The organism is Candidatus Thiodubiliella endoseptemdiera (assembly GCF_964212635.1).
GTDB lineage: Bacteria > Pseudomonadota > Gammaproteobacteria > PS1 > Pseudothioglobaceae > Thiodubiliella > Thiodubiliella endoseptemdiera.
Map to the genome: position 1 here is coordinate 724,861 of NZ_OZ156463.1, position 18,952 is coordinate 743,812.

The 18,952-nt window shown below is 37.6% G+C and carries 21 protein-coding genes; 11 read left to right on the plus strand and 10 right to left on the minus strand.

The window, feature by feature from the left end; all coding sequences use genetic code 11:
* Positions 1 to 6: 6 nt before the first annotated feature.
* Complete coding sequence (locus AB8525_RS03765) at positions 7 to 903, minus strand: hypothetical protein (RefSeq protein ID WP_369152671.1); 897 nt, start codon at positions 901 to 903, stop codon at positions 7 to 9.
* 105 nt (positions 904 to 1,008) lie between these two features.
* Positions 1,009 to 1,365 (minus strand): multiprotein-bridging factor 1 family protein, encoded by a 357-nt coding sequence (locus tag AB8525_RS03770; protein WP_369150205.1) that lies wholly within the window; start codon positions 1,363 to 1,365, stop codon positions 1,009 to 1,011.
* A 26-nt stretch (positions 1,366 to 1,391) separates the two neighbouring features.
* Here AB8525_RS03770 and AB8525_RS03775 point away from each other — a divergent pair, with 26 nt between their 5' ends.
* The gene (locus tag AB8525_RS03775; RefSeq protein WP_369178289.1) at positions 1,392 to 1,928 is read left to right on the plus strand and encodes an ATP-binding protein; all 537 of its coding nucleotides are present in this window, start codon (positions 1,392 to 1,394) and stop codon (positions 1,926 to 1,928) included.
* A 55-nt stretch (positions 1,929 to 1,983) separates the two neighbouring features.
* On the opposite strand, the gene AB8525_RS03780 is transcribed toward AB8525_RS03775, so the two are convergent.
* The 3 genes from AB8525_RS03780 to AB8525_RS03790 all read right to left on the minus strand — a co-directional run bounded on the left by AB8525_RS03780 (position 1,984) and on the right by AB8525_RS03790 (position 7,328).
* Positions 1,984 to 2,403, minus strand: coding sequence for an N-acetyltransferase family protein (locus AB8525_RS03780; RefSeq protein WP_369178291.1), 420 nt, complete (start codon positions 2,401 to 2,403; stop codon positions 1,984 to 1,986).
* Between the two features lie 93 nt (positions 2,404 to 2,496).
* Positions 2,497 to 6,678: a tandem-95 repeat protein gene (locus AB8525_RS03785; RefSeq protein ID WP_369179007.1), complete on the minus strand. Its 4,182-nt coding sequence runs from the start codon at positions 6,676 to 6,678 to the stop codon at positions 2,497 to 2,499.
* Positions 6,645 to 7,328, minus strand: coding sequence for a hypothetical protein (locus AB8525_RS03790; RefSeq protein WP_369178711.1), 684 nt, complete (start codon positions 7,326 to 7,328; stop codon positions 6,645 to 6,647). Before AB8525_RS03790 ends, AB8525_RS03785 begins: the two co-directional genes overlap by 34 nt.
* 133 nt (positions 7,329 to 7,461) lie before the next feature.
* Between AB8525_RS03790 and AB8525_RS03795 the strand changes: the two genes are divergently transcribed.
* A complete protein-coding gene (locus tag AB8525_RS03795; RefSeq protein WP_369150210.1) occupies positions 7,462 to 8,691 on the plus strand; it encodes an IS256 family transposase in 1,230 nt (409 codons plus the stop codon).
* A 240-nt stretch (positions 8,692 to 8,931) separates the two neighbouring features.
* On the opposite strand, the gene AB8525_RS03800 is transcribed toward AB8525_RS03795, so the two are convergent.
* The 5 genes from AB8525_RS03800 to mltG are packed head-to-tail and all read right to left on the minus strand — an operon-like array spanning position 8,932 to position 14,296.
* Positions 8,932 to 9,585 carry an HAD family hydrolase gene (locus AB8525_RS03800; protein ID WP_369178713.1) on the minus strand — a complete coding sequence of 218 codons (654 nt, stop codon included), beginning with the start codon at positions 9,583 to 9,585 and terminating at the stop codon, positions 8,932 to 8,934.
* Positions 9,586 to 9,591: 6 nt separating this feature from the next.
* Entirely contained in the window at positions 9,592 to 10,875 is a 1,284-nt protein-coding gene (gene hemL, locus AB8525_RS03805) for a glutamate-1-semialdehyde 2,1-aminomutase (RefSeq protein ID WP_369178715.1), read from the minus strand.
* Positions 10,876 to 10,878: 3 nt separating this feature from the next.
* Entirely contained in the window at positions 10,879 to 11,883 is a 1,005-nt protein-coding gene (locus AB8525_RS03810) for a DNA polymerase III subunit delta' (RefSeq protein WP_369178717.1), read from the minus strand.
* Positions 11,880 to 12,494, minus strand: coding sequence for a dTMP kinase (gene tmk, locus AB8525_RS03815; protein ID WP_369178719.1), 615 nt, complete (start codon positions 12,492 to 12,494; stop codon positions 11,880 to 11,882). Before tmk ends, AB8525_RS03810 begins: the two co-directional genes overlap by 4 nt.
* 5 nt (positions 12,495 to 12,499) lie before the next feature.
* A complete protein-coding gene (mltG, locus tag AB8525_RS03820) occupies positions 12,500 to 14,296 on the minus strand; it encodes an endolytic transglycosylase MltG (protein WP_369178721.1) in 1,797 nt (598 codons plus the stop codon).
* 54 nt (positions 14,297 to 14,350) lie between these two features.
* Between mltG and AB8525_RS03825 the strand changes: the two genes are divergently transcribed.
* The 9 genes from AB8525_RS03825 (at position 14,351) to AB8525_RS03865 (ending at position 18,869) form a co-directional block, all read left to right on the plus strand.
* A complete protein-coding gene (locus AB8525_RS03825; protein ID WP_369152685.1) occupies positions 14,351 to 14,539 on the plus strand; it encodes a hypothetical protein in 189 nt (62 codons plus the stop codon).
* Positions 14,536 to 15,267, plus strand: a complete 732-nt coding sequence (locus AB8525_RS03830) for a DUF1538 family protein (RefSeq protein WP_369178723.1) — start codon at positions 14,536 to 14,538, stop codon at positions 15,265 to 15,267. Before AB8525_RS03825 ends, AB8525_RS03830 begins: the two co-directional genes overlap by 4 nt.
* Complete coding sequence (locus tag AB8525_RS03835) at positions 15,261 to 16,013, plus strand: DUF1538 domain-containing protein (protein ID WP_369178725.1); 753 nt, start codon at positions 15,261 to 15,263, stop codon at positions 16,011 to 16,013. The genes AB8525_RS03830 and AB8525_RS03835 overlap by 7 nt, the downstream gene beginning before the upstream one ends.
* Before the next feature lie 32 nt (positions 16,014 to 16,045).
* The gene (locus AB8525_RS03840; protein WP_369152690.1) at positions 16,046 to 16,396 is read left to right on the plus strand and encodes a P-II family nitrogen regulator; all 351 of its coding nucleotides are present in this window, start codon (positions 16,046 to 16,048) and stop codon (positions 16,394 to 16,396) included.
* A complete protein-coding gene (locus tag AB8525_RS03845) occupies positions 16,393 to 16,788 on the plus strand; it encodes a CBS domain-containing protein (RefSeq protein WP_369152692.1) in 396 nt (131 codons plus the stop codon). Before AB8525_RS03840 ends, AB8525_RS03845 begins: the two co-directional genes overlap by 4 nt.
* A gap of 20 nt (positions 16,789 to 16,808) precedes the next feature.
* Positions 16,809 to 16,964 carry a hypothetical protein gene (locus AB8525_RS03850; RefSeq protein WP_369178727.1) on the plus strand — a complete coding sequence of 52 codons (156 nt, stop codon included), beginning with the start codon at positions 16,809 to 16,811 and terminating at the stop codon, positions 16,962 to 16,964.
* Between the two features lie 92 nt (positions 16,965 to 17,056).
* The gene (locus AB8525_RS03855; RefSeq protein WP_369178729.1) at positions 17,057 to 17,695 is read left to right on the plus strand and encodes a DUF302 domain-containing protein; all 639 of its coding nucleotides are present in this window, start codon (positions 17,057 to 17,059) and stop codon (positions 17,693 to 17,695) included.
* A 29-nt stretch (positions 17,696 to 17,724) separates the two neighbouring features.
* Positions 17,725 to 17,874 carry a hypothetical protein gene (locus tag AB8525_RS03860; RefSeq protein ID WP_369150026.1) on the plus strand — a complete coding sequence of 50 codons (150 nt, stop codon included), beginning with the start codon at positions 17,725 to 17,727 and terminating at the stop codon, positions 17,872 to 17,874.
* Between the two features lie 53 nt (positions 17,875 to 17,927).
* Positions 17,928 to 18,869, plus strand: coding sequence for an MBL fold metallo-hydrolase (locus AB8525_RS03865; RefSeq protein ID WP_369178731.1), 942 nt, complete (start codon positions 17,928 to 17,930; stop codon positions 18,867 to 18,869).
* Positions 18,870 to 18,952: the final 83 nt, after the last annotated feature.

Genomic DNA, 18,952 nt, shown 5'->3' on the forward strand with positions numbered 1-18,952 from the left:
CCGTTGTTATTTTGATTGATTTGGTTTTGTGGTCGTGCTAAGACGATCTCTTAGTGCCTTAAACAGGCTATTGGGTTCGTATTGGGCTTTGTCGTAGATTTCTATTCTTTGCATAAATGAATCAGGTATATCAATTAAATGTGCGGTGTCTTTAATGCGATAGTCTATGTTGCCACTAGGTAAAAAATGTGGGTTTTCAACAACAATTTTCATATTTCTACCTTTACCAAAAGTGCGACAAGTTAAAGAACCTGATAGATAATCTAGATTTTTATAAATGTTTCTATCGTATTCTAAAGTAAAATAATTACCCAAAGAATTGCGATGATTTTTACCATATACAATGCGTAGACGATCCAACCCCAACTTATATTGTTGACCTCGTTTAATAGCGCGTTTCCTCCAACCTGGATCATCCTTTATATTTTGAGGAATAAGAACGCCAATAGATTTGCTACCATAACGACTATCAAACCTATTTTCAGTATTCCAAGGCAAATCTGCCTTGTCATCAATATACATATCTACAATACAAGCGGTAGACGGTCGGCAGTTTTCTACCTCAGAGAAGTAACCACACTTGGTGCCATACACATCTAAATCAAGCCGATAGGCTAAAGCTTCTGCGCCTTTTAATTCATCATCAATCCACTGCTTTGGCATACCAAAGCGTTTGGCAAAGGCTGAGGTGTATACCCAAACATGGATATCTTTTTTGTAGGTGCCTCGCTTGCCTGCCTTTTTTCTACCTTCTGGGGTGTAGCGGTCGTTGTAGTTGTCTATCGTAGAGTTTTGGTTGGCAATAACTGTGTTAGCTGCACTTAACAACCCAAGTGCTAAAGTGGTTGCTAAAAAATACTTTGATATGTTTTTAAGATTTGTTGTGTTGTTTATTTTTATCATTGCTGTTAGCCTCATTTTTTTGAATTACAATTTTCCAATTATAACCAGTTTTTTTTGCAAGTATTTTTTTAAAATTTTTTATAAAAAATGTCAAGTTCAAAGTTTTTATAAAAGCCGTAAATGTCGTAATTTCTCGACCATTTTTTCCGAAGGTTTTCTTTCTCCACCCTCCCAAAACTTAACCGTGGTTGAATCAACTTTTAGCAGGTGAGCAAATTGTTTTTGATTAAGTCCTTGGTGGAGTCTGTGGAGTTTAATTTTTTTGGCTAATGTTTTTGGTGCATTTTTGTTTTTAATATTTTTAATATTTTGAGTTAAGGGACAGTAATTTAAAAACTCCATTATTTTAGGATAGTATTTTGCAGGTATGTTTTTTGTGCTATTCTTTTCCCAATTAACTATAGTAAAATTATCAGTTCCTATGATTTTCCCAACATCTTTTTGAGTTTGTATATTTTCCAACCTTTTTTTTAATATGGTCGCCCAGTGTGATTAATTCTTTGGGCATTCCTACAATAGGCTTTGGAACGGTAAATACAAGAAACGGCAACAAGGCAATGAAACTATGCCCCTGTGGGTATTATGGCGATGGCACATCAAAATGCCATTGCACCGAAGACCAAATTGACCGGTATAAAAACAAAATATCAGGTCCATTACTTGACAGAATTGACATGGTGCTTACTGTGCCACCACTGCCTAAAGAGGCACTACTTGAACAAACCAATAGTAGCGCAGAGTCAAGTGAAGTTATACGAGAAAGAGTGTTAAAAGCCTACAATAAACAAATTAAGAGACAAGGAAAAATCAATGACAAACTCATTCCTGATAAAATTGACAAACTCATTAAACTAGACAAAGACAATAAGCAATTATTAGAAATGGCAATTGATAAATTCAACCTTTCAGCCAGAGCCTACCACCGTATCCTCAAAGTCGCTAGAACCATTGCAGACTTAGATAACTCAGACAGCGTTAACACCCAACATCTTACTGAGGTGATTAGCTATCGGCGAAGTAATTAATTTAAGCAATAAAAGACTTGGAGTTATTAACTCGTACTTCTTTGGTTAAGGGCTTTTATAACTTGAATGCATAATTACCCCCTAAAGTTTTTGCCCCTATTTTTCTAAAAAATCTATCAGTATTGGCAATACTGATGCCTGATGTTACATGAAATAATAAATGAGACACACCATGATCTTTGGCAAATTTCTTTGCAGACTTAACTAAACGCATAGCGACTTTTCCACCTGCTAATGTATCGCGAATTTGTTTCTTAATATAGATAACGCTAACAGTTGCTATAGGGCGTGAATCGGCAATAAAGTAACTACCAAGTGTTGCGTAAATAAAACCAACAATCTCATCACCAATACGAGCGACTAAGCATATTGCCTTTTTACTAATAATCTTGTCATAAAATGCACTAAACTTAACTCTGCTAAACGGCATATCAGCAAAAACACTCTCGTGATGGACTTGTTGTGCTAATTTCATCAATGTATCTTTGTCACCAACTTTTGCCAAAGAGATGCTTATTTTGTGATTATTCTTGCTTTTCATAACAACAACCTAGTAAACATTCAACACTTAAAGCACAATCAAAGCATTAGCATTAGATAAGTCTTCAAATGATAGACTAGTATTAGATAGTGTAATATTCACATAACTCTCACCAATACCAACACCATCAGAATCAACACTAATAATACTATCGCCATTCGTATTTTCAACGCTAATAAAATCAGTGGTATTCTGCCCCTCTTGATAATCGACTAAATCTGAGAGGTCTAATTTATCACCTTCAAATAAACTAAAGTCAGTAATCGTATCATTGCCATTATTATTACTATAGACAAATGTATCACTGCCTAAGCCACCACTCAAGGTATCATCTCCTTGGTTGCCAGTTATTGTGTCATCACCTGCCAAGCCTCTAATAATATTATCACCTCCATCGCCAATGAGTTGATTATCAAAGCCATCACCTGTTTGAACAACATCAATACTTAGCGCTTTAGAACTTGTTGCAGTATCTGAATTTGAAGATTCTATTGATGTTGCTTCAATTTCTATATTGAGATGACCTGAAAAGTCGCCTGTTATGAGTTGAAGATTGTTTAAATCATTTTGACTTAGTAAGTAAGAGCCATCTTCTTGCTTTATTCCGTTGTTAAGCATTATCTCACTTGGCAGATTTTTAATACTAATACTCAAACTCTCAGAGCCATCAGTATCATTTAATACTGCTGTAATTGGCAATGCTAAGGTTGAGTTAGATGCTACTTCTAAAGTGTTATTTGAGCTAATCACCACATTATCAATCATCAGTGATGAACTTACTGCAGTATCTAGAAGGTTGGCAACTGCAAGGTTGAGCTTACCATTACTGGTTGCGATATATTGAAATTTCTGCCAACCATCGGATGCACCAAAATCACCTACAGCATTAACATCTGATAGTTTGAAACTATCACCACCAATTTTAACTAAGGCAAAATCATTATAGGGTGCATAATCATTGGTTGAGAATATATATTCAAAAGACACCACATCGCCTGTTTTAACATCTATCACTGTTTGCATAGCTGAGCCATTGGTGGCGTTGCCATTAAAGGTATCCAGCTTGCCATTACCCATATTCATAAAACTCTCAAGTACACTTTGGTCAACAGAACCATATCCAGTGGTTAGCCTTGCCATATAGCCATCATTATCTGCTGAGTTAAATCCATCATAACTACTCGCCACATCAACATCACCAACTGTTTGCCAGTTATTAAGATTGCCTGAGGCAAAATCAAATACATAGTCATTTGCCTCAATAAGTAGTAGTGGACTGTCTGCTCTAGCAACAACCTCTACATTGATATTACTGTGATAAGTGTTGCCACTGCTATCAGTTGCAGTGTAGGTTAGAGTTTCTATCCCACTATAATTGTCATTTGGCACTATTTTGATATTGCCGTTTTCATCAATGGAACTGATGGAATTTTCACTTACAATATTGGTGATAGTTATATCACTTAAACCAATATTGTTGATGATAGAACTTTTATCAATCACCAGTAGATTATCTTCCGCTACTGAGAAGGCTAAATCTGTTAACGCACTTGGACTGCTTACTTTAACTTGAGCAGTTTGACTAACAACATTAGTATTGCCATTACTGCTTTCTGTTGAGATAGCATCAACGATTAAGTTGTAAATTTTATTTTTTTCACTAAAGGTGATTTCTAAATTGTCATATTGTGCTTTGGTCAGTTGCCAATAACCATTAGTGAGGAGTGAGCCGTGAGAAAGCGTTGCACTATTCGGTAAGCCTTTAATGACGATGATTAAACTTTCTGAGCCGTCTTTATCTGCTAAATTAAAATCAAGGGGTAGTTTGTAAACATCACCCACTTGTACTTGGTTACTCTCTGCGTTAACAACAACATTGTCAATCAAAAGGCTACTATTAACTGCACCATCTTTGAGATTAAGCACGGCAAAGCCGAGATTGCCTGAGCTTTGCGCCACAAAAGAGACTTCCTTCCAACCTGAGTTGCCCATATTACCAACATCTGCCACGCTTGACAAGTGATAAATTTCATTGCCAATAGAATAGGTAGCAAAGTCTACATAGGGTTGATAATCATCGGTATCAAACATATAGTGAAAACTCACTGTATCGCCTTTACTAACAATAAAGTTACTCTTTAGTGCGGAACCATTAGTTGCTTGAGAACTCACATCTTTTACACTGCTATCACTAAGCGTTAAGAAACTGTCAATATCGCTACTATAAGTTTTAGCTCCACTAATACCTGCTTTGGTTGTGGTTTGCAATAGATAGGCAGAACTACCTTCTTGCATAGTGTAACTCTCATAACTACTAACTAATTTGTGATAACCAATTTTGTCCCAAGAATCATTTTCAATATTGAGTCCATAAGACTGTGCTTGCTTGCTGTTATTTGCAACCACAACCTTATCAGCCACTGCTTCAATATTGACGCTGGCTTTGGTATCAGTTAGTTCATAGCCATCACTAATCTGGTAACTAAACTCAATTTTGCCACTAAAGTTAGTCTTAGGAGTAAGTGTCCAAGTGCCGTTATTGTTATTTGTTAGTGTGGCATTGTTACCAGTAATAGATAAATTCACCGCACTTAAGTCATCACCATCAAAGTCAATGGCGTTCGCTAAGAGTTGTGTTGAGGTAATAGTGAGACTTTGGTCTTCGTTTGTTGCGAGCGTTACCTCAGCAAGATTGATTGCCTTATGGTTATAGAATTCAAAGTTGTCTTTAGTTAAAGAACTGCTACTCACGCCTTCTAAATAAATGGCGTTCTTGTTATGTCCAACCTCAATCTTGGCATAAGTTTTGCCATTTTGATTAACAGAACTAATGCTAATATCATTTATTGAGCGAAGGCTTTTAACATTGCTTAAATCAAGGGTGTCAACACCTAGCTCAAAATCCTTGATTAAGTTAGTCAGCCCTGACTTTGCTTGTTGGTCTTGATAAGAGAGCTTAAAGGTATCGGCATCGCTACCACCTGAGATAATATCCAAATCACCTTCTAGGTAAATGGTGTCCTTGCCACTACCCGCATTTATCGTATCATTACCAGCACCACCATAGATAACATCATCACCAGCTTCAGTATTAACAATATCATTGCCATCGCCTGCAACAATATAATCATCGCCCGCACCTGAATGAATAGTATCAACAACTGTGCCACCATAAATAATGTCTTTGCCACCTGCTGTGGTAATAGTGGCAGTGTTCGTGCCTCCAGTAATTAAGTAATCGATATCACCACTATTACCTGTAACTGTTGAGATGCCATCGCCCAAGGTAACTGATTCTATATTCAGCTCATCTAAATTGATATTAACAGTGCTATCACCTTTAATTACTAACTTGTCATATCCGCTACCACCATCAATATAGGTGCTAGTTAAGGTGTCGTCATTATTGACCGTAATCATATCATTACCAGCACCCGCCTTAAAGGTATCAAGTCCTGCACCACCAATGAGTATGTCGTTTCCACTACCACCTAGTAATATGTCATCGCCAGCGCCACCTGATATTAGTACAGCATAATCAGTGGTAGACGCGTCTAGCGTATCATCGCCAATATTGCCTGTGACAATATCGTAATTGTTATCCTTAAGGTTAATATTGAGTGCATCCGTTGAAGTGTGGAAATAACTGCCTTTCTCATTAGAATCAGGTTCTAATCGCATCTCATAGCCGCTGTCAGTTTCAACCATTTTATGACCGCTAGTTTTATATTTAAAAGCAACATCAGCCACTTCACCAGTAGTGCCATCATCTTTAGTAAAAGTGGTTTTGCCAAAGATGACAGAGCCATCATCTAGTTCTTGTTTTTCCTCGTCAGAAACCAAATTGATAGATTGAACACCTGCTTGGGTGAGTGTTTTAAGCTCGCCTGCATCCACTGCACCGTTTTGGTTTTTATCTTGCCACAGTTTAAATTGATTAAACTTGGCATCACTTGAACTTAGTATATTGTCATCATTGGAGTCAAATTTAGCTTTAAGTGCTTGAAGATCCGTGTCATCAGCCTCTGTTAATTTAGCAAAGGCGATTTCACTAGAGCTGGTAATCTGACCATCGTTATTTTCATCAAAAACCAAAATTGCATCTGTTGTCCAAGCGGTTTTCTCTACATAACCATCATCATCAAAATCAAAATAGGTAATTGATTCATTTTTATCTAACTCGGTGATTTCAATACCGTCATCTTCCATATCAAGCACAACTGGTTTGCCTTTGCCACCACCTGATGAACTGTCATCATTGCCCCAATCGTCGTCATCATCCCACCAATCATCATCATCGCTGCCCCAATCGTCGTCATCATCCCACCAATCGTCATCAGTACCATCCCAGTTATCAGGGTTATCAAATTCATCGTCATAACCATCATCACCAGGCTGAGGGTTTGGTCATCATCCCAGTCATCATCAGTGCCATCCCAATTATCAGGATTATCAAATTCTTCATCATAGCCATCATCCCCAGGTGCAGGAGCTTGGTCATCATCGTCATCATCACTCCACTCGTCATCAGGTTCACCATAAAAATTACCCCACTGGTCATAACCAAAAGCATCAACGCCACTCTCATCATAACCCCAAGCGTTATAACCCTCTTCATCATAAGTCTCATCCAGCCCATAGTAATTACCTTCACTATCAGCATAAGAATTACCAAACTCGTCAAAACCTTGGGCATTAACACCGTATTCATCAAAGCCTTGCACATCAAAGCCATTCTCGTCATATTCCTGTGTTGCAAGGTTTATCTCGGCAATGGCTTGTTTTAAAGTGGTGTCTGTGTCGGTCTGAGTTAGCGTTTGTTCGGCTTGGGTGAGTTTGTTTTGAAAATTATCTAACAATTCTTGCTGAGACTGAGTAAATGTACCTTGAGCAATTGGTAAAGAATGAGAGCGTAAATTAAACTGTGTAAATCCTTAAAAAGCTTTTGATCCTATAAAATCAAAAGCATTAAAAATACAAGGAGAAACACAAATGAGTTTAATCAACCACAACGAACTAAAAAGACAAATCCAAACAGGGGAATTTACCTCCCTTGATAACATCGCAGATGAATTTAAAAACATAATGCGAGAGGTTATTCAAACTGCTAGCGAAGAAGAACTATCAAGCCATCTTGGCTATCAAAAAAATCAGTTATCACTAAAAGATAACGACGGTCGTAATTATCGCAATGGGCATAACAAAAAGACTTTAAAATCCAAGTATGGCAATATAGATGTCGCCATCCCCAGAGATAGGCAAGCCAGTTTTGAGCCACAACTAGTCAAAAAGCGTGAAGTCATTTTAGACGGCAGTGAGGATTTAATCTTGTCTCTTTATACCAAAGGCATGAGCGTTAGAGACATTCAAAATCATCTTGATGATTTGTATGGTTATGAGCTATCTACCACCACCATATCCAACATTACCGAGAAGATTATGGTTAAGGTAGATGAGTGGCAGCATCGTCCTTTAGAGGCGATTTATCCCATCATATTTATGGATGCTACCGTACTTAAAATCAAGATTGATTCTGTGGTTAAAAACATTGCTGTGTATATTATGCTGGGTGTAAGTCTTGAAGGTAAAAAAGAGATTATTGGATTTTGGATAGGTGAAAACGAAACATCTAAGTACTGGCTCACAGTGTTAAACGATATTAAAAAGCGTGGTATTAACGATGTTTTAATCTTTGCTATTGATGGATTAAATGGCTTTAATAAAGCAATAGAGGCTGTTTACCCAAAAGCTGAGGTTCAGCGCTGCATTGTTCACCAAATCCGCTCATCGCTAAGATTTGTGTCTTGGAAAGACACAAAGGCAGTTGCTAAAGATTTAAAAGCTGTTTACACGGCTTTAAACGAAGAGCAGGCATTATTATCACTAGATGAATTTAAACATATTTGGGATAAAAAATACCCTAATATTGCCAAATCATGGCATAACCATTGGAGTGAGCTATCAACATTCTTTAAGTATCCGCAAAGCGTTAGAACATTGATATACACAACTAACCCAATAGAATCATTAAATGCTATTATCAAGAAGAAAACTAAATCTAAGGGCTCATTCCCAACACAAGGATCAGCGCTTAAAATGGTATACTTGGCAACACAACAAATACAGGAAAAATGGCAAAGAACTAGAGTTAGAAACTGGGGTGAGATTTACCCTCAATTATGTATATTTTTTGATGAGATTATGGAAAAATACGAGAAATAGTTAAGAGTGAAAAGGCGGATTTACACAGTTTAATTTACGCTCTCGATTTTATTAAATTGGAAATTTTTTAAATCCACTCCTAGCAGGGCTAAGGGTGTTTTTAAAAAGTTTGTAATTTGATGAAAGATGGCGTTTTGATGATTATTCATATTTATGCAAAGGTCTCTCATAGTGTTTATAATTTCCTCAAATGTCCAATAGATTGGAAATAAAATCGTCAGCGTCAATCAAGCTTAAAAATTAAGTCCAGTCCATACATTGCCAGTTTTTTTGTTTGGCAATGGCTAATAATTTTTCATCACCATGCACAACAACAGGATTGTCAACTAATTCTAATAATGGCAAATCATTATATGAATCGGAATAAAAATAAGCACCCTCTAAAGTTTCGTTATTTTCTTCACACCATTGTTGTAGTTTGTGGACTTTGCCGATTTGAAAACATGGCTCACCTAGTACTTTGCCTGTGAATTCACCTGCTATGACTTCAGGCTCAGTGGCTAATAAATCATCGATGCCATAAATCTGTGCGATTGGACGGGTAACGAATGAATTGGTAGCAGTGATTACGACTACTCTATCACCATTTTTTTTGTGGGCATCAACGACTTTTTTGGCTTTTTCTAAAAAAATAGGTTGAATTTTTTCGACCATAAATTGTTGGTGCCATTTGTTGAGTTGTTTGACAGAATTGTTTGCCAAAGTTGATAGACAAAATTCTAAATACTCAATAATGTCCAGTTCTCCGCATGCATAATCGTCAAAAAATTTCTGATTTTGCACTTGATAAGTGTCAACATCAACTGCACCGATTTCAGACAAAAATTCACCCCATAGAAAATCGCTGTCTCCTGCTAAAAGCGTTTTGTCTAAGTCAAATAATGCAAGTGCCATCGTGTTTTATAATTCCTTAAAACAGTTGTTAGCCAATTCGATTGTGCATTCAATGTCAGCGTCGGTATGCGCTGTGGAAATAAAACCTGCTTCGTAGGCACTGGGGGCAAGATAGATGCCTTTGTCTAGCATTAAGTGGAAAAATTTGTTGAAGCGTTTAACATTGCATTGTGAAGTTTGTGCAAAATTAGTCACAGATTTTGCATCAGTGAAGAATAAGCCGAACATACCACCGACGACATTTGCTGTCATTGGGATGTTATTTTCACGGGCTTTTTCGACGATGCCGTTAGTGAGTTTTATGGCTTTTTGTTCTAAATTTTGATACATATTTTCATCCGAATCGATGGCATTTAACATTGCCAATCCTGCTGACATTGACATTGGATTACCTGAGAGTGTGCCAGCTTGATAAACAGGCCCAAGAGGGGCAATGGATTGCATAATTGCTCGTTTTCCGCCAAATGCACCGACGGGTAAACCTCCACCGATGACTTTTCCAAGAGTAGTCAGGTCGGGTTTAACGCCAAATTTTTCCTGTGCACCGCCTTTTGCAACACGGAAACCTGTCATTACTTCGTCAAAAATTAAGAGGACGCCATGCTCATCGCATAAATCACGCAAGCCTTGTAAAAAACCTTTAACAGGTGGAATACAATTCATATTGCCTGCCACTGGTTCAACAATAATACAAGCAATCTCTTCGCCTGTTTCACTTAATACTTCACGCACTTGGTTAATGTTGTTGTATTCTAAAGTCAGTGTATATTTGGCAAAATCTGCTGGCACGCCGGGAGAAGTTGGCACACCGAGTGTCAAAGCACCGGAACCTGCTTTGACTAATAACGAGTCTGAATGCCCATGGTAACAGCCTTCAAATTTGATAATTTTATCTCTGCCTGTATGCCCACGCGCCAAACGAATGGCACTCATTGTGGCTTCTGTACCTGAACTGACCATTCGCACCAGCTCAATAGAGGGCATCATTGCACAGACTTTTTTTGCCAAAGTGGTTTCAATTTCAGTCGGTGCACCAAAGCCCAAGCCTTTTTCCAAGGTGTCTTTCACGGCATCAACCACGACTTGATTGGCATGCCCTAAAATCATCGGCCCCCATGATGCGACATAGTCAATATACTGATTGCCATCAGCGTCAAACAAATACGCTCCTTCGCCTTTGGTGAAAAAAATCGGTGTGCCACCCACGCCTTTAAATGCACGCACTGGGGAATTAACACCGCCTGGAATGTAGTCCTGTGCTTCGCTAAACAGTTGTTCTGATTTTGTCATTTTTTATCCTCTTGAAATTTGTGGGTAAGTTTTTAGATGAGTGATATGCGACCACACAATCAGCACATTATCCAATAATAATTTTATATTAACCGAAGTTTTTGATAGGTTAATGGCATTTTGAATATCGTATAATAATTTAAACAAAAATGCGATTTTTGTTAGACTAATAATTTGATTCAACTCAACCAAACCGCCTTCGTGTTTAAGGGATTTGAGGCGAATGCCCTCAATAATCAAATGTTGCAAACAATTGAGCACTGCCACTTCATTACCTTCAAAATCTTCCATTTGACTAATCATCATCGGATGAATAGCCAGTTTTAGCAATTGGTCTTGCCAATGTTGATAATGCATAAAACCATCACCTGCCAATTCTTCAAGCACTTTAAACGGCACACCATGTGTGGTTTCTAATAAATGGGGAATATCAAAATCTTCTTTATGTTCAATATTTTGTGCAATCCACGCCTGTGTTGCTTCATCATAAGCGGGGCTAATATGCACACTTTGACAACGAGAAATAACGGTTGCTGGTAAATTTTTGACATTATGTGCCAATAAAATAATCAGCGTGTTTTCTCTTGGTTCTTCCAAAGTTTTGAGCAAACTATTCGCCGCTGCATTATTCATTTGGTCAGCATAATAAATAACCCCAATTTGTAATGTATCTGCTGTTTTATTCAGCACATCGCAAAATTCACGCACTTGGTCAATACGAATTTCTTTAGAACGATTTTTAGTAGTTGGGTTGAGTTCGCCCGCACGGCAATAAATCATATTTGGATAATTAGAACGCCTGATTAAAACAGGATGATCAAGGTCTTCTTTGACATTATCTTTGCAAATAACTTCATCATCATTTAACAAAATACTCACTAATGACTGCATTAAATCAAACTTGCCAATTTTTTCCACGCCTGTAATTAACAAGGCGTGTGGCAAATGGTTTTGCTCAATCATTTGTTTGAGTTTTACAAATGCAGTTTGGTGCCAAGGAAGTATCATAAGGTATTTAAAATTGCTTGAATTTGATTGGAAGTATTATCAACAGATTCCGATGCATTAATTAATTTAATGCGCTGAGGATATTGTTCGGAACGGGCAATATAAGCCTCACGCACACGGTTGAAAAAATCAAGGTTTTCTTGCTCTATGCGGTCTTTTGCACCTCTAGATTCCACACGCTGCATACCGATATCAACAGGCACATCTAAAAGCAAAGTCATATCAGGAGTAAAGCCTTGCACCACCCATTTCTCTAGCTGGGCAATGCGGTTAATGTCTAAACCACGACCTCCGCCTTGGTAAGCGTAAGAAGCATCGGTAAATCTGTCACTTAATACCCAATCACCTGTTTCTAAAGTTGGCAAGATTTTTGAATAAATATGCTCGTTTCTAGCGGCAAACATTAAGAGTAATTCAGTGTCTGAATGCATTTTTGAATCAGTGCTGAGTAGCAACTCACGGATTTTTTCGCTAATTTCTGTACCGCCTGGTTCACGGGTCAAAATAACATTAATGCCTTTGCCTTTTAAATGTTGACAAATAAAATTAATTTGCGTGCTTTTTCCTGCACCTTCTACGCCATCGACAGTAATAAATTTTCCTTTTTGCATGGGTGCTATTTTAGATATTTTTTAATGTTAAGTTGGTGCTGTTTGTAAGTTTTTGCAAAAGCGTGAGAGCCGTCTTTTTTAGAAACAAAAAATAGACTATCGCCCTTGGCTGGATGCATTGCTGCGTATAAAGAACTGGCACTCGCTGAAGAAATGGCAGTGGGTGGCAGTCCTTTGTTTTGATAGGTGTTGTAAGGGCTATTAAATTTTAAATCTTTGCGGGTAAGAAAGCCACGGTATCTTTTGCTTAAATTCAATGCATAGACAACGGTTGGGTCAGTTTGCAGACGCATTCCAATGCGTAAACGACGTATAAATACGCCAGATATTTGCGTTTTTTCTGCACTGTATGCAGTTTCTTTTTCAATTAAAGATGCTAATATTAATGCCTGAGATGCATTATTAAGGCGTAGGGTTTTATCGCGTTTTTGCCATTCTGCGTAGAGATTTTTTTGCAATTTTTGATTGGCCCTTTTAAAAACACTGGCGACGCTATCGCCGATATTAACTTGATAAGTATCAGGCCAAAAATAGCCTTCATAAGGAGATTTGATACCTGCTAAACGCATAGTATCGACAAATGAACCGCTGGATTTTAAGAATTTATTATTGATTAATTGTTGATAATAATGACTAATGGTTTTGCCTTCAATTAAAGTTATATTACGACTAGCAACTTCGGCAGAAGCAAAATTATTCAGCAACTCAAATACGCTCATATTAGGATTAATATCGTAATATCCTGATTTTATTTTTGCGTCAAAACCAAGCACTTTTGACATTGCCATCAAAAAATAACGCGATTGAATCACACCCTGTTTTTCAAGATTGCTTGCAGTTACACTCATCCCCGCCCCTTGTGGCAAGTGGTAAACAAAGGATTTTTCGCTCTTGATAGTATTTGCCCAATAGAACAATGCAAAAGCAATTAAACTTAAACTTAAGGCTTTTTTCATATTGGATTTTTTAGGTTTTAGTGGGGTAATATTTTTCTTTGCCTGACTTTCTTCTCCCAAAACCTGTGCGATTTTTTGCGTGACGACCTGTTGAGTAAATTTCTTAGCATTGATGGTGTCCACCGATTTGATACCAATCACGCTGTTACTGATAAAGACTTCATTACAATCGTAAAGCATTTGTAATGTGAGTTCACCGACTTTCACTTGTAATTTAAGTGCAGTGGCAATTTTCAATATTACTGTACGACGCGTGCCTTCAATCCCGCAATTATCCAAATTTGGTGTTAATAATACACCGTCTTTAATGCCAAAAATATTACCCTGTGTAACGGAGACTGGGTTGCCTTTTTCATTCAACATAATACACTCATCACTAAGCATATTGGTGCGTGCTAATACTTGCTCAAGGCGGTTACAATGCTTGATGTGGGACAATGGTATATTGTTGGCATAGCCACTATTGCAAATACTGAGTGTGTATTTATCGGCTGTCTGTTTGGGCATTGGTGAGACGATGACGATACGGGTGGGTTTGATATTTTTTTTAAATCCATAACCGCGTTCGCTCTCACCACGAGACAATATTATCTTCACGACTGCTTGCTCTAATTTGGCAATACCGAATGCTTTATTAATATCTCTTAGCCACTGTCTCTCACTCACTTTGTTGATTTTGAGTTGAGTACGCCCTTGTTCTAATCGGTCAAAATGCATTGACCAAAATAACAATTTAGTGTCTTTAATAACGCAGGTTTCGAATAAACCATCGCCGAATTGCGTTAAACGATTGAACACATTCAACTTAGATTGCTTTTTTCCATTAATTAGAACGACTTTTTTCATAGCATCTATTATAATTCACTCTGCTCAATAACATTGAGAGACCTTTGCATAAATATGAATAATCATCAAAACGCCATCTTTCATCAAATTACAAACTTTTTAAAAACACCCTTAGCCCTGCTAGGAGTGGATTTAAAAAATTTCCAATTTAATAAAATCTGTCATTTTGCTAATCATCCCTATTTATGCAAAGGTCTCATTGAGCAAAATCGCCATACCCTTTTGCCACACCCTTTTTTATGAAAAGAATTTTCACTACTTTTGCTAGAAACTTACTCGACAGCACCAAAGATTTGGCACCGATTGTCTTAGTGATTGCGTTTTTTCAGTTGGCTGTGTTGCAGCAACCAATTCCTGATTTTGCGAATATTGCTCTTGGTACGGGCTTTGTGTTGCTTGGTTTAACGCTCTTTATCTATGGATTAAATTTAGGATTGTTTCCGATTGGTGAAGCCTTGGCGTTTGCTTTTGTTAAAAAAGGCTCATTAGTTTGGTTGTTGATATTTGCTTTTGCCTTAGGGTTTGGCACCACAGTGGCTGAACCTGCACTTATCGCTGTAGCGAATGAGGCGGCGAATGTGGCACAACTCGGTGGGATTATAAAAACTGAAGCAGACTTGAACACCTACGCACAAACTTTGCGTTATACGGTGGCACTGTCGGTGGGCTTTTCGGTATTGCTTGGTGTACTCAGAATTATTAAAGGCTGGCCACTGACTTATTTAATTATGGGTGGTTATATATTGGTAATTATCACAACTTTTTTCGCACCTGAGAATATTATCGGCATTGCCTATGACTCTGGCGGCGTAACGACTAGTACCATTACTGTGCCTTTAGTCACTGCACTTGGTGTTGGTTTAGCAAGTTCTATTCGTGGCAGAAATCCAATGATTGATGGCTTTGGTATGATTGCCATTGCATCCTTACTACCAATTGTTGCGGTGATGATTTTTGGGATGTTATGGTAGAATTATTACAACCTTTTGCCAGTATGCTCATCGATGTAGCACCGATTGTTTTGGTGTTGTTTGGGTTTCAGGCACTCATTCTTAGGCAAAAAATTCCGCATTTAAAGCGGGTTATTATTGGCTTTATTTTGGTTTGGATTGGGTTGACATTTTTCATTATTGGCTTGGAAAAAGCACTCTTCCCTATCGGAAAAATTATGGCTGAACAATTAACGAGCCTTGATTTTATTGGTAAAAATATGGGTTGGAGTAGTTATTATTGGGTGTATATTTTTGCTTTTACCATTGGTTTTTCTACCACTATTGCCGAACCGTCTTTGTTAGCAGTAGCAATCAAAGCCAATCAAGTATCGGGTGGCTCTATCAAAACTTGGTCATTGCGTATTGCGGTGGCAGTCGGGGTTGCCATTGGCATTTCTCTTGGTAGTTATCGTATTATAACGGGCATACCCATACATTATTTTATTATTGCTGGTTATATAGTCGTTTTAATTCAAACTTACTTTGCCCCCAAAGATATTATTGCCTTGGCGTATGATTCAGGCGGGGTAACGACTTCCACAGTAACGGTACCTTTAGTTGCCGCCCTAGGGTTAGGTTTAGCGAGTACAATTGAAGGCAGAAACCCAATGATTGATGGTTTTGGATTAATTGCCTTTGCTTCACTATTCCCCATTATGAGCGTGCTAGCGTATGCACAAATTACCAATTATTTAAATAGGAGAAAAAACAATGCAATTCAATAATCAAAATAATTATTACCAACAGGGAGGGGACAATGCGCTTTAAATTAATTATTGCCTTTGTCGATAGTGACAAAACTGACAACATCCTCAACGCTGCAAGAGAAGAAGGGGCGACTGGATCGACCATCATCTCTCAGGCGCGAGGAGAAGGGCTAAACCACAATCAAACATTTTTGGGGTTGAGTATTGATACCCCGAGAGATGTTTTATTATTGCTCGTTGAGCAACACCTTTCTAGGGCAATTTTAGAAAGTGTGGCAAAAGCGGGTGAGTTCGATCGCGATGATCAAGAGGGAATCGCCTTTCAAATCGATGTGGAAGATGCCGTTGGCGTGGCACATCAAATAAAAGCATTAGAAACAACCGTGGAGGAAAAATTATGAATACCCCAGTATTAGTAAGAGATGTAATGTGGAAAGAAGTGGATATTATTGATAGCAAAAGCACTGTGGAGGATGCTCTGAATGATATGCAACACAAGAAAACCAAAATGTTAATCATTGATAAAGCACACCAACATGATGAATATGGTGTAGTGTTAATTTCTGATATTGCCGCCAAAGTCATTGCCGAAGGACGCGCATTAGACCGTGTGAATGCTTATGAGATTATGACTAAGCCTATTATCTCAGTGCATCCTGATATGGAAATTCGTTATTGCGCACGATTTTTAACGCGACTTGGCTTGTCTCGTTGCCCTGTCATAGATGGCGGTAAAGTAATTGGCGTAGTGAGTTTGACTAACATTGTGCTGAATGGTTTACATGTTGTATAACAAGAGACCTTTGCATAAATATGAATAATCATCAAAACGCCATCTTTCATCAAATTACAAACTTTTTAAAAACACCCTTAGCCCTGCTAGGAGTGGATTTAAAAAATTTCCAATTTAATAAAATCTGTCATTTTGCTAATCATCCCTATTTATGCAAAGGTCTCAACAAATATTAGAAAATTATCATATAGTGATAGACTTGCACTATATTTAAATACTGTTAGAATAACCTGCTATTTTAACTTATCAAATTAATACGGAGAAAAGAATGAGCATAATTAAGAACCTACTGATTATTATCGGTGCAATCGCAACTTACTATATGGTGTCATTACAAGTACAATATGGCATTACTACCAAAGTCATTAGCGAGATGATTTCACCAAAATTACACCCGGAATCAATGGCAAAAGTTTATATGCCGATGGCGAATAAATTATTAGACACTGGCGATATTACTATGGCGTCTGTTGTGCGTGTTAAAGTAGCAGATGATGTTACAAATGAAGATATTGAGGAGGCAATGGAATCTATTGCCACTGCTGAAAGTATCCGTTCTGTTGGTATGTTGCCACTCTCGGAAATGGTTGAATTACAAACCAATCCAACAGATGTTACTAAAGGTCATCCAGACTTTAAAGCACAGCGTTATTTGAAGATTTATCAGTATTGTTCGCCAAGAACAGCAATGACTATGGTTGACCATTCAGATGCATTCTCAGCATATCTGCCTTGTCGTCTTGCTGTCATTGAAGACAAGCAAGGACAAAGATGGATTTATACTTTAGATATGGACTTTATGATTTATGGTGGTGCTCCATTACCACCTAAGTTATTAAAAAAAGCCCTTGAAGTTAAGCGTATTATGAATGCTATTCAGGATGGCGGTGCAGCAGGCGACTTCTAAACTAGCTACCTAGAGACCTTTGCATAAATATGAATAATCATCAAAACGCCATCTTTCATCAAATTACAAACTTTTTAAAAACACCCTTAGCCCTGCTAGGAGTGGATTTAAAAAATTTCCAATTTAATAAAATCTGTCATTTTGCTAATCATCCCTATTTATGCAAAGGTCTCACCTAAATAATAAAAAACCGCTCTTTTGAGCGGTTTTTTATTGTCTAAAATACAAGCTTATGAACTCTATTTACCACGAGCTTGATTTTGGCATTACTTGCATTGACACTCAGCATATGCGTGATGACTTTGTTGCTGCCTATTTAATTGAAGATAACGGACGCATTGCCTTTATTGATACTGGCTGTTATCTATCCATACCGATGTTACTTGGCACTTTAGATGCGAAAAATATCCCACGAGAAAATGTCGATTATATTATTCTTACCCACATTCACCTTGACCATGCAGGTGGTGCAGGTGAGTTAATTAAGCACCTACCCAATGCCAAAGTTTTCGTCCATGAATATGGTGCAAATCATCTAATTGATCCATCCAAATTACGCGCAGGGGTTATTGGCGTATATGGTGAATTATTTTTTAAACAATTTTTAGGTGATTTAATTCCAATCGCTGAAGACAAAATCATTATTGCCAAAGGCAATGATGAAATCAGACTCGGTAACCGTATCTTAAAATTTATTGACACCCCCGGCCATGCCCGTCATCATATTTGCATTTGGGATGAAAAATCTCAGGGCATATTCTCTGGCGATACTTTAGGTGTAAGTTATCGTGAATTTGACACGCCACAAGGTGAGTTAATTTTTCCACCTACTACTCCGATACAATTTGATCCAAAAACTTGGAAAACTACCATCAATCAACTGATGCAACTTCAGCCGAAATACGCCTATCTAACACATTTTAATCGCATTGAATTCACACAAAAATCTGCTGATATGTTGATTAAACACATAGATGGTTTTGTCAAAATTGCTGAACAAGCCCAACACGAAAAAAATCGTCACAAAGTGATTAAAGCAGACTTATTAAATTACCTATTAAACATTGCCAATAAACACAGTGTTGCCCTTGATGAGGCTCAACAAATCAAACTCTTTAAAGGTGATTTAGAAATCTGTGCCCAAGGTTTGGGCATTTGGCTAGATTGTCCTTAATAATTTTAAATTCACAAATCTAAGATATACTTTTAATTTCAGTATAAAATGACACTCTGACCCTAATTACTATACACTAATTA

Excerpts from the sequence above, each read along its gene's own strand:
- AB8525_RS03765 (WP_369152671.1), bottom strand. The coding sequence starts at position 903 with ATGATAAAAATAAACAACACAACAAATCTTAAAAACATATCAAAGTAT.
- AB8525_RS03780 (WP_369178291.1), bottom strand. The coding sequence starts at position 2,403 with ATGAAATTAGCACAACAAGTCCATCACGAGAGTGTTTTTGCTGATATG.
- AB8525_RS03785 (WP_369179007.1), bottom strand. The coding sequence starts at position 6,678 with ATGGAAGATGACGGTATTGAAATCACCGAGTTAGATAAAAATGAATCA.
- AB8525_RS03795 (WP_369150210.1), top strand. The coding sequence starts at position 7,462 with ATGAGTTTAATCAACCACAACGAACTAAAAAGACAAATCCAAACAGGG.
- AB8525_RS03800 (WP_369178713.1), bottom strand. The coding sequence starts at position 9,585 with ATGGCACTTGCATTATTTGACTTAGACAAAACGCTTTTAGCAGGAGAC.
- hemL (WP_369178715.1), bottom strand. The coding sequence starts at position 10,875 with ATGACAAAATCAGAACAACTGTTTAGCGAAGCACAGGACTACATTCCA.
- AB8525_RS03810 (WP_369178717.1), bottom strand. The coding sequence starts at position 11,883 with ATGATACTTCCTTGGCACCAAACTGCATTTGTAAAACTCAAACAAATG.
- tmk (WP_369178719.1), bottom strand. The coding sequence starts at position 12,494 with ATGCAAAAAGGAAAATTTATTACTGTCGATGGCGTAGAAGGTGCAGGA.
- mltG (WP_369178721.1), bottom strand. The coding sequence starts at position 14,296 with ATGAAAAAAGTCGTTCTAATTAATGGAAAAAAGCAATCTAAGTTGAAT.
- AB8525_RS03825 (WP_369152685.1), top strand. The coding sequence starts at position 14,351 with ATGAATAATCATCAAAACGCCATCTTTCATCAAATTACAAACTTTTTA.
- AB8525_RS03830 (WP_369178723.1), top strand. The coding sequence starts at position 14,536 with ATGAAAAGAATTTTCACTACTTTTGCTAGAAACTTACTCGACAGCACC.
- AB8525_RS03835 (WP_369178725.1), top strand. The coding sequence starts at position 15,261 with ATGGTAGAATTATTACAACCTTTTGCCAGTATGCTCATCGATGTAGCA.
- AB8525_RS03840 (WP_369152690.1), top strand. The coding sequence starts at position 16,046 with ATGCGCTTTAAATTAATTATTGCCTTTGTCGATAGTGACAAAACTGAC.
- AB8525_RS03845 (WP_369152692.1), top strand. The coding sequence starts at position 16,393 with ATGAATACCCCAGTATTAGTAAGAGATGTAATGTGGAAAGAAGTGGAT.
- AB8525_RS03850 (WP_369178727.1), top strand. The coding sequence starts at position 16,809 with ATGAATAATCATCAAAACGCCATCTTTCATCAAATTACAAACTTTTTA.
- AB8525_RS03855 (WP_369178729.1), top strand. The coding sequence starts at position 17,057 with ATGAGCATAATTAAGAACCTACTGATTATTATCGGTGCAATCGCAACT.
- AB8525_RS03860 (WP_369150026.1), top strand. The coding sequence starts at position 17,725 with ATGAATAATCATCAAAACGCCATCTTTCATCAAATTACAAACTTTTTA.
- AB8525_RS03865 (WP_369178731.1), top strand. The coding sequence starts at position 17,928 with ATGAACTCTATTTACCACGAGCTTGATTTTGGCATTACTTGCATTGAC.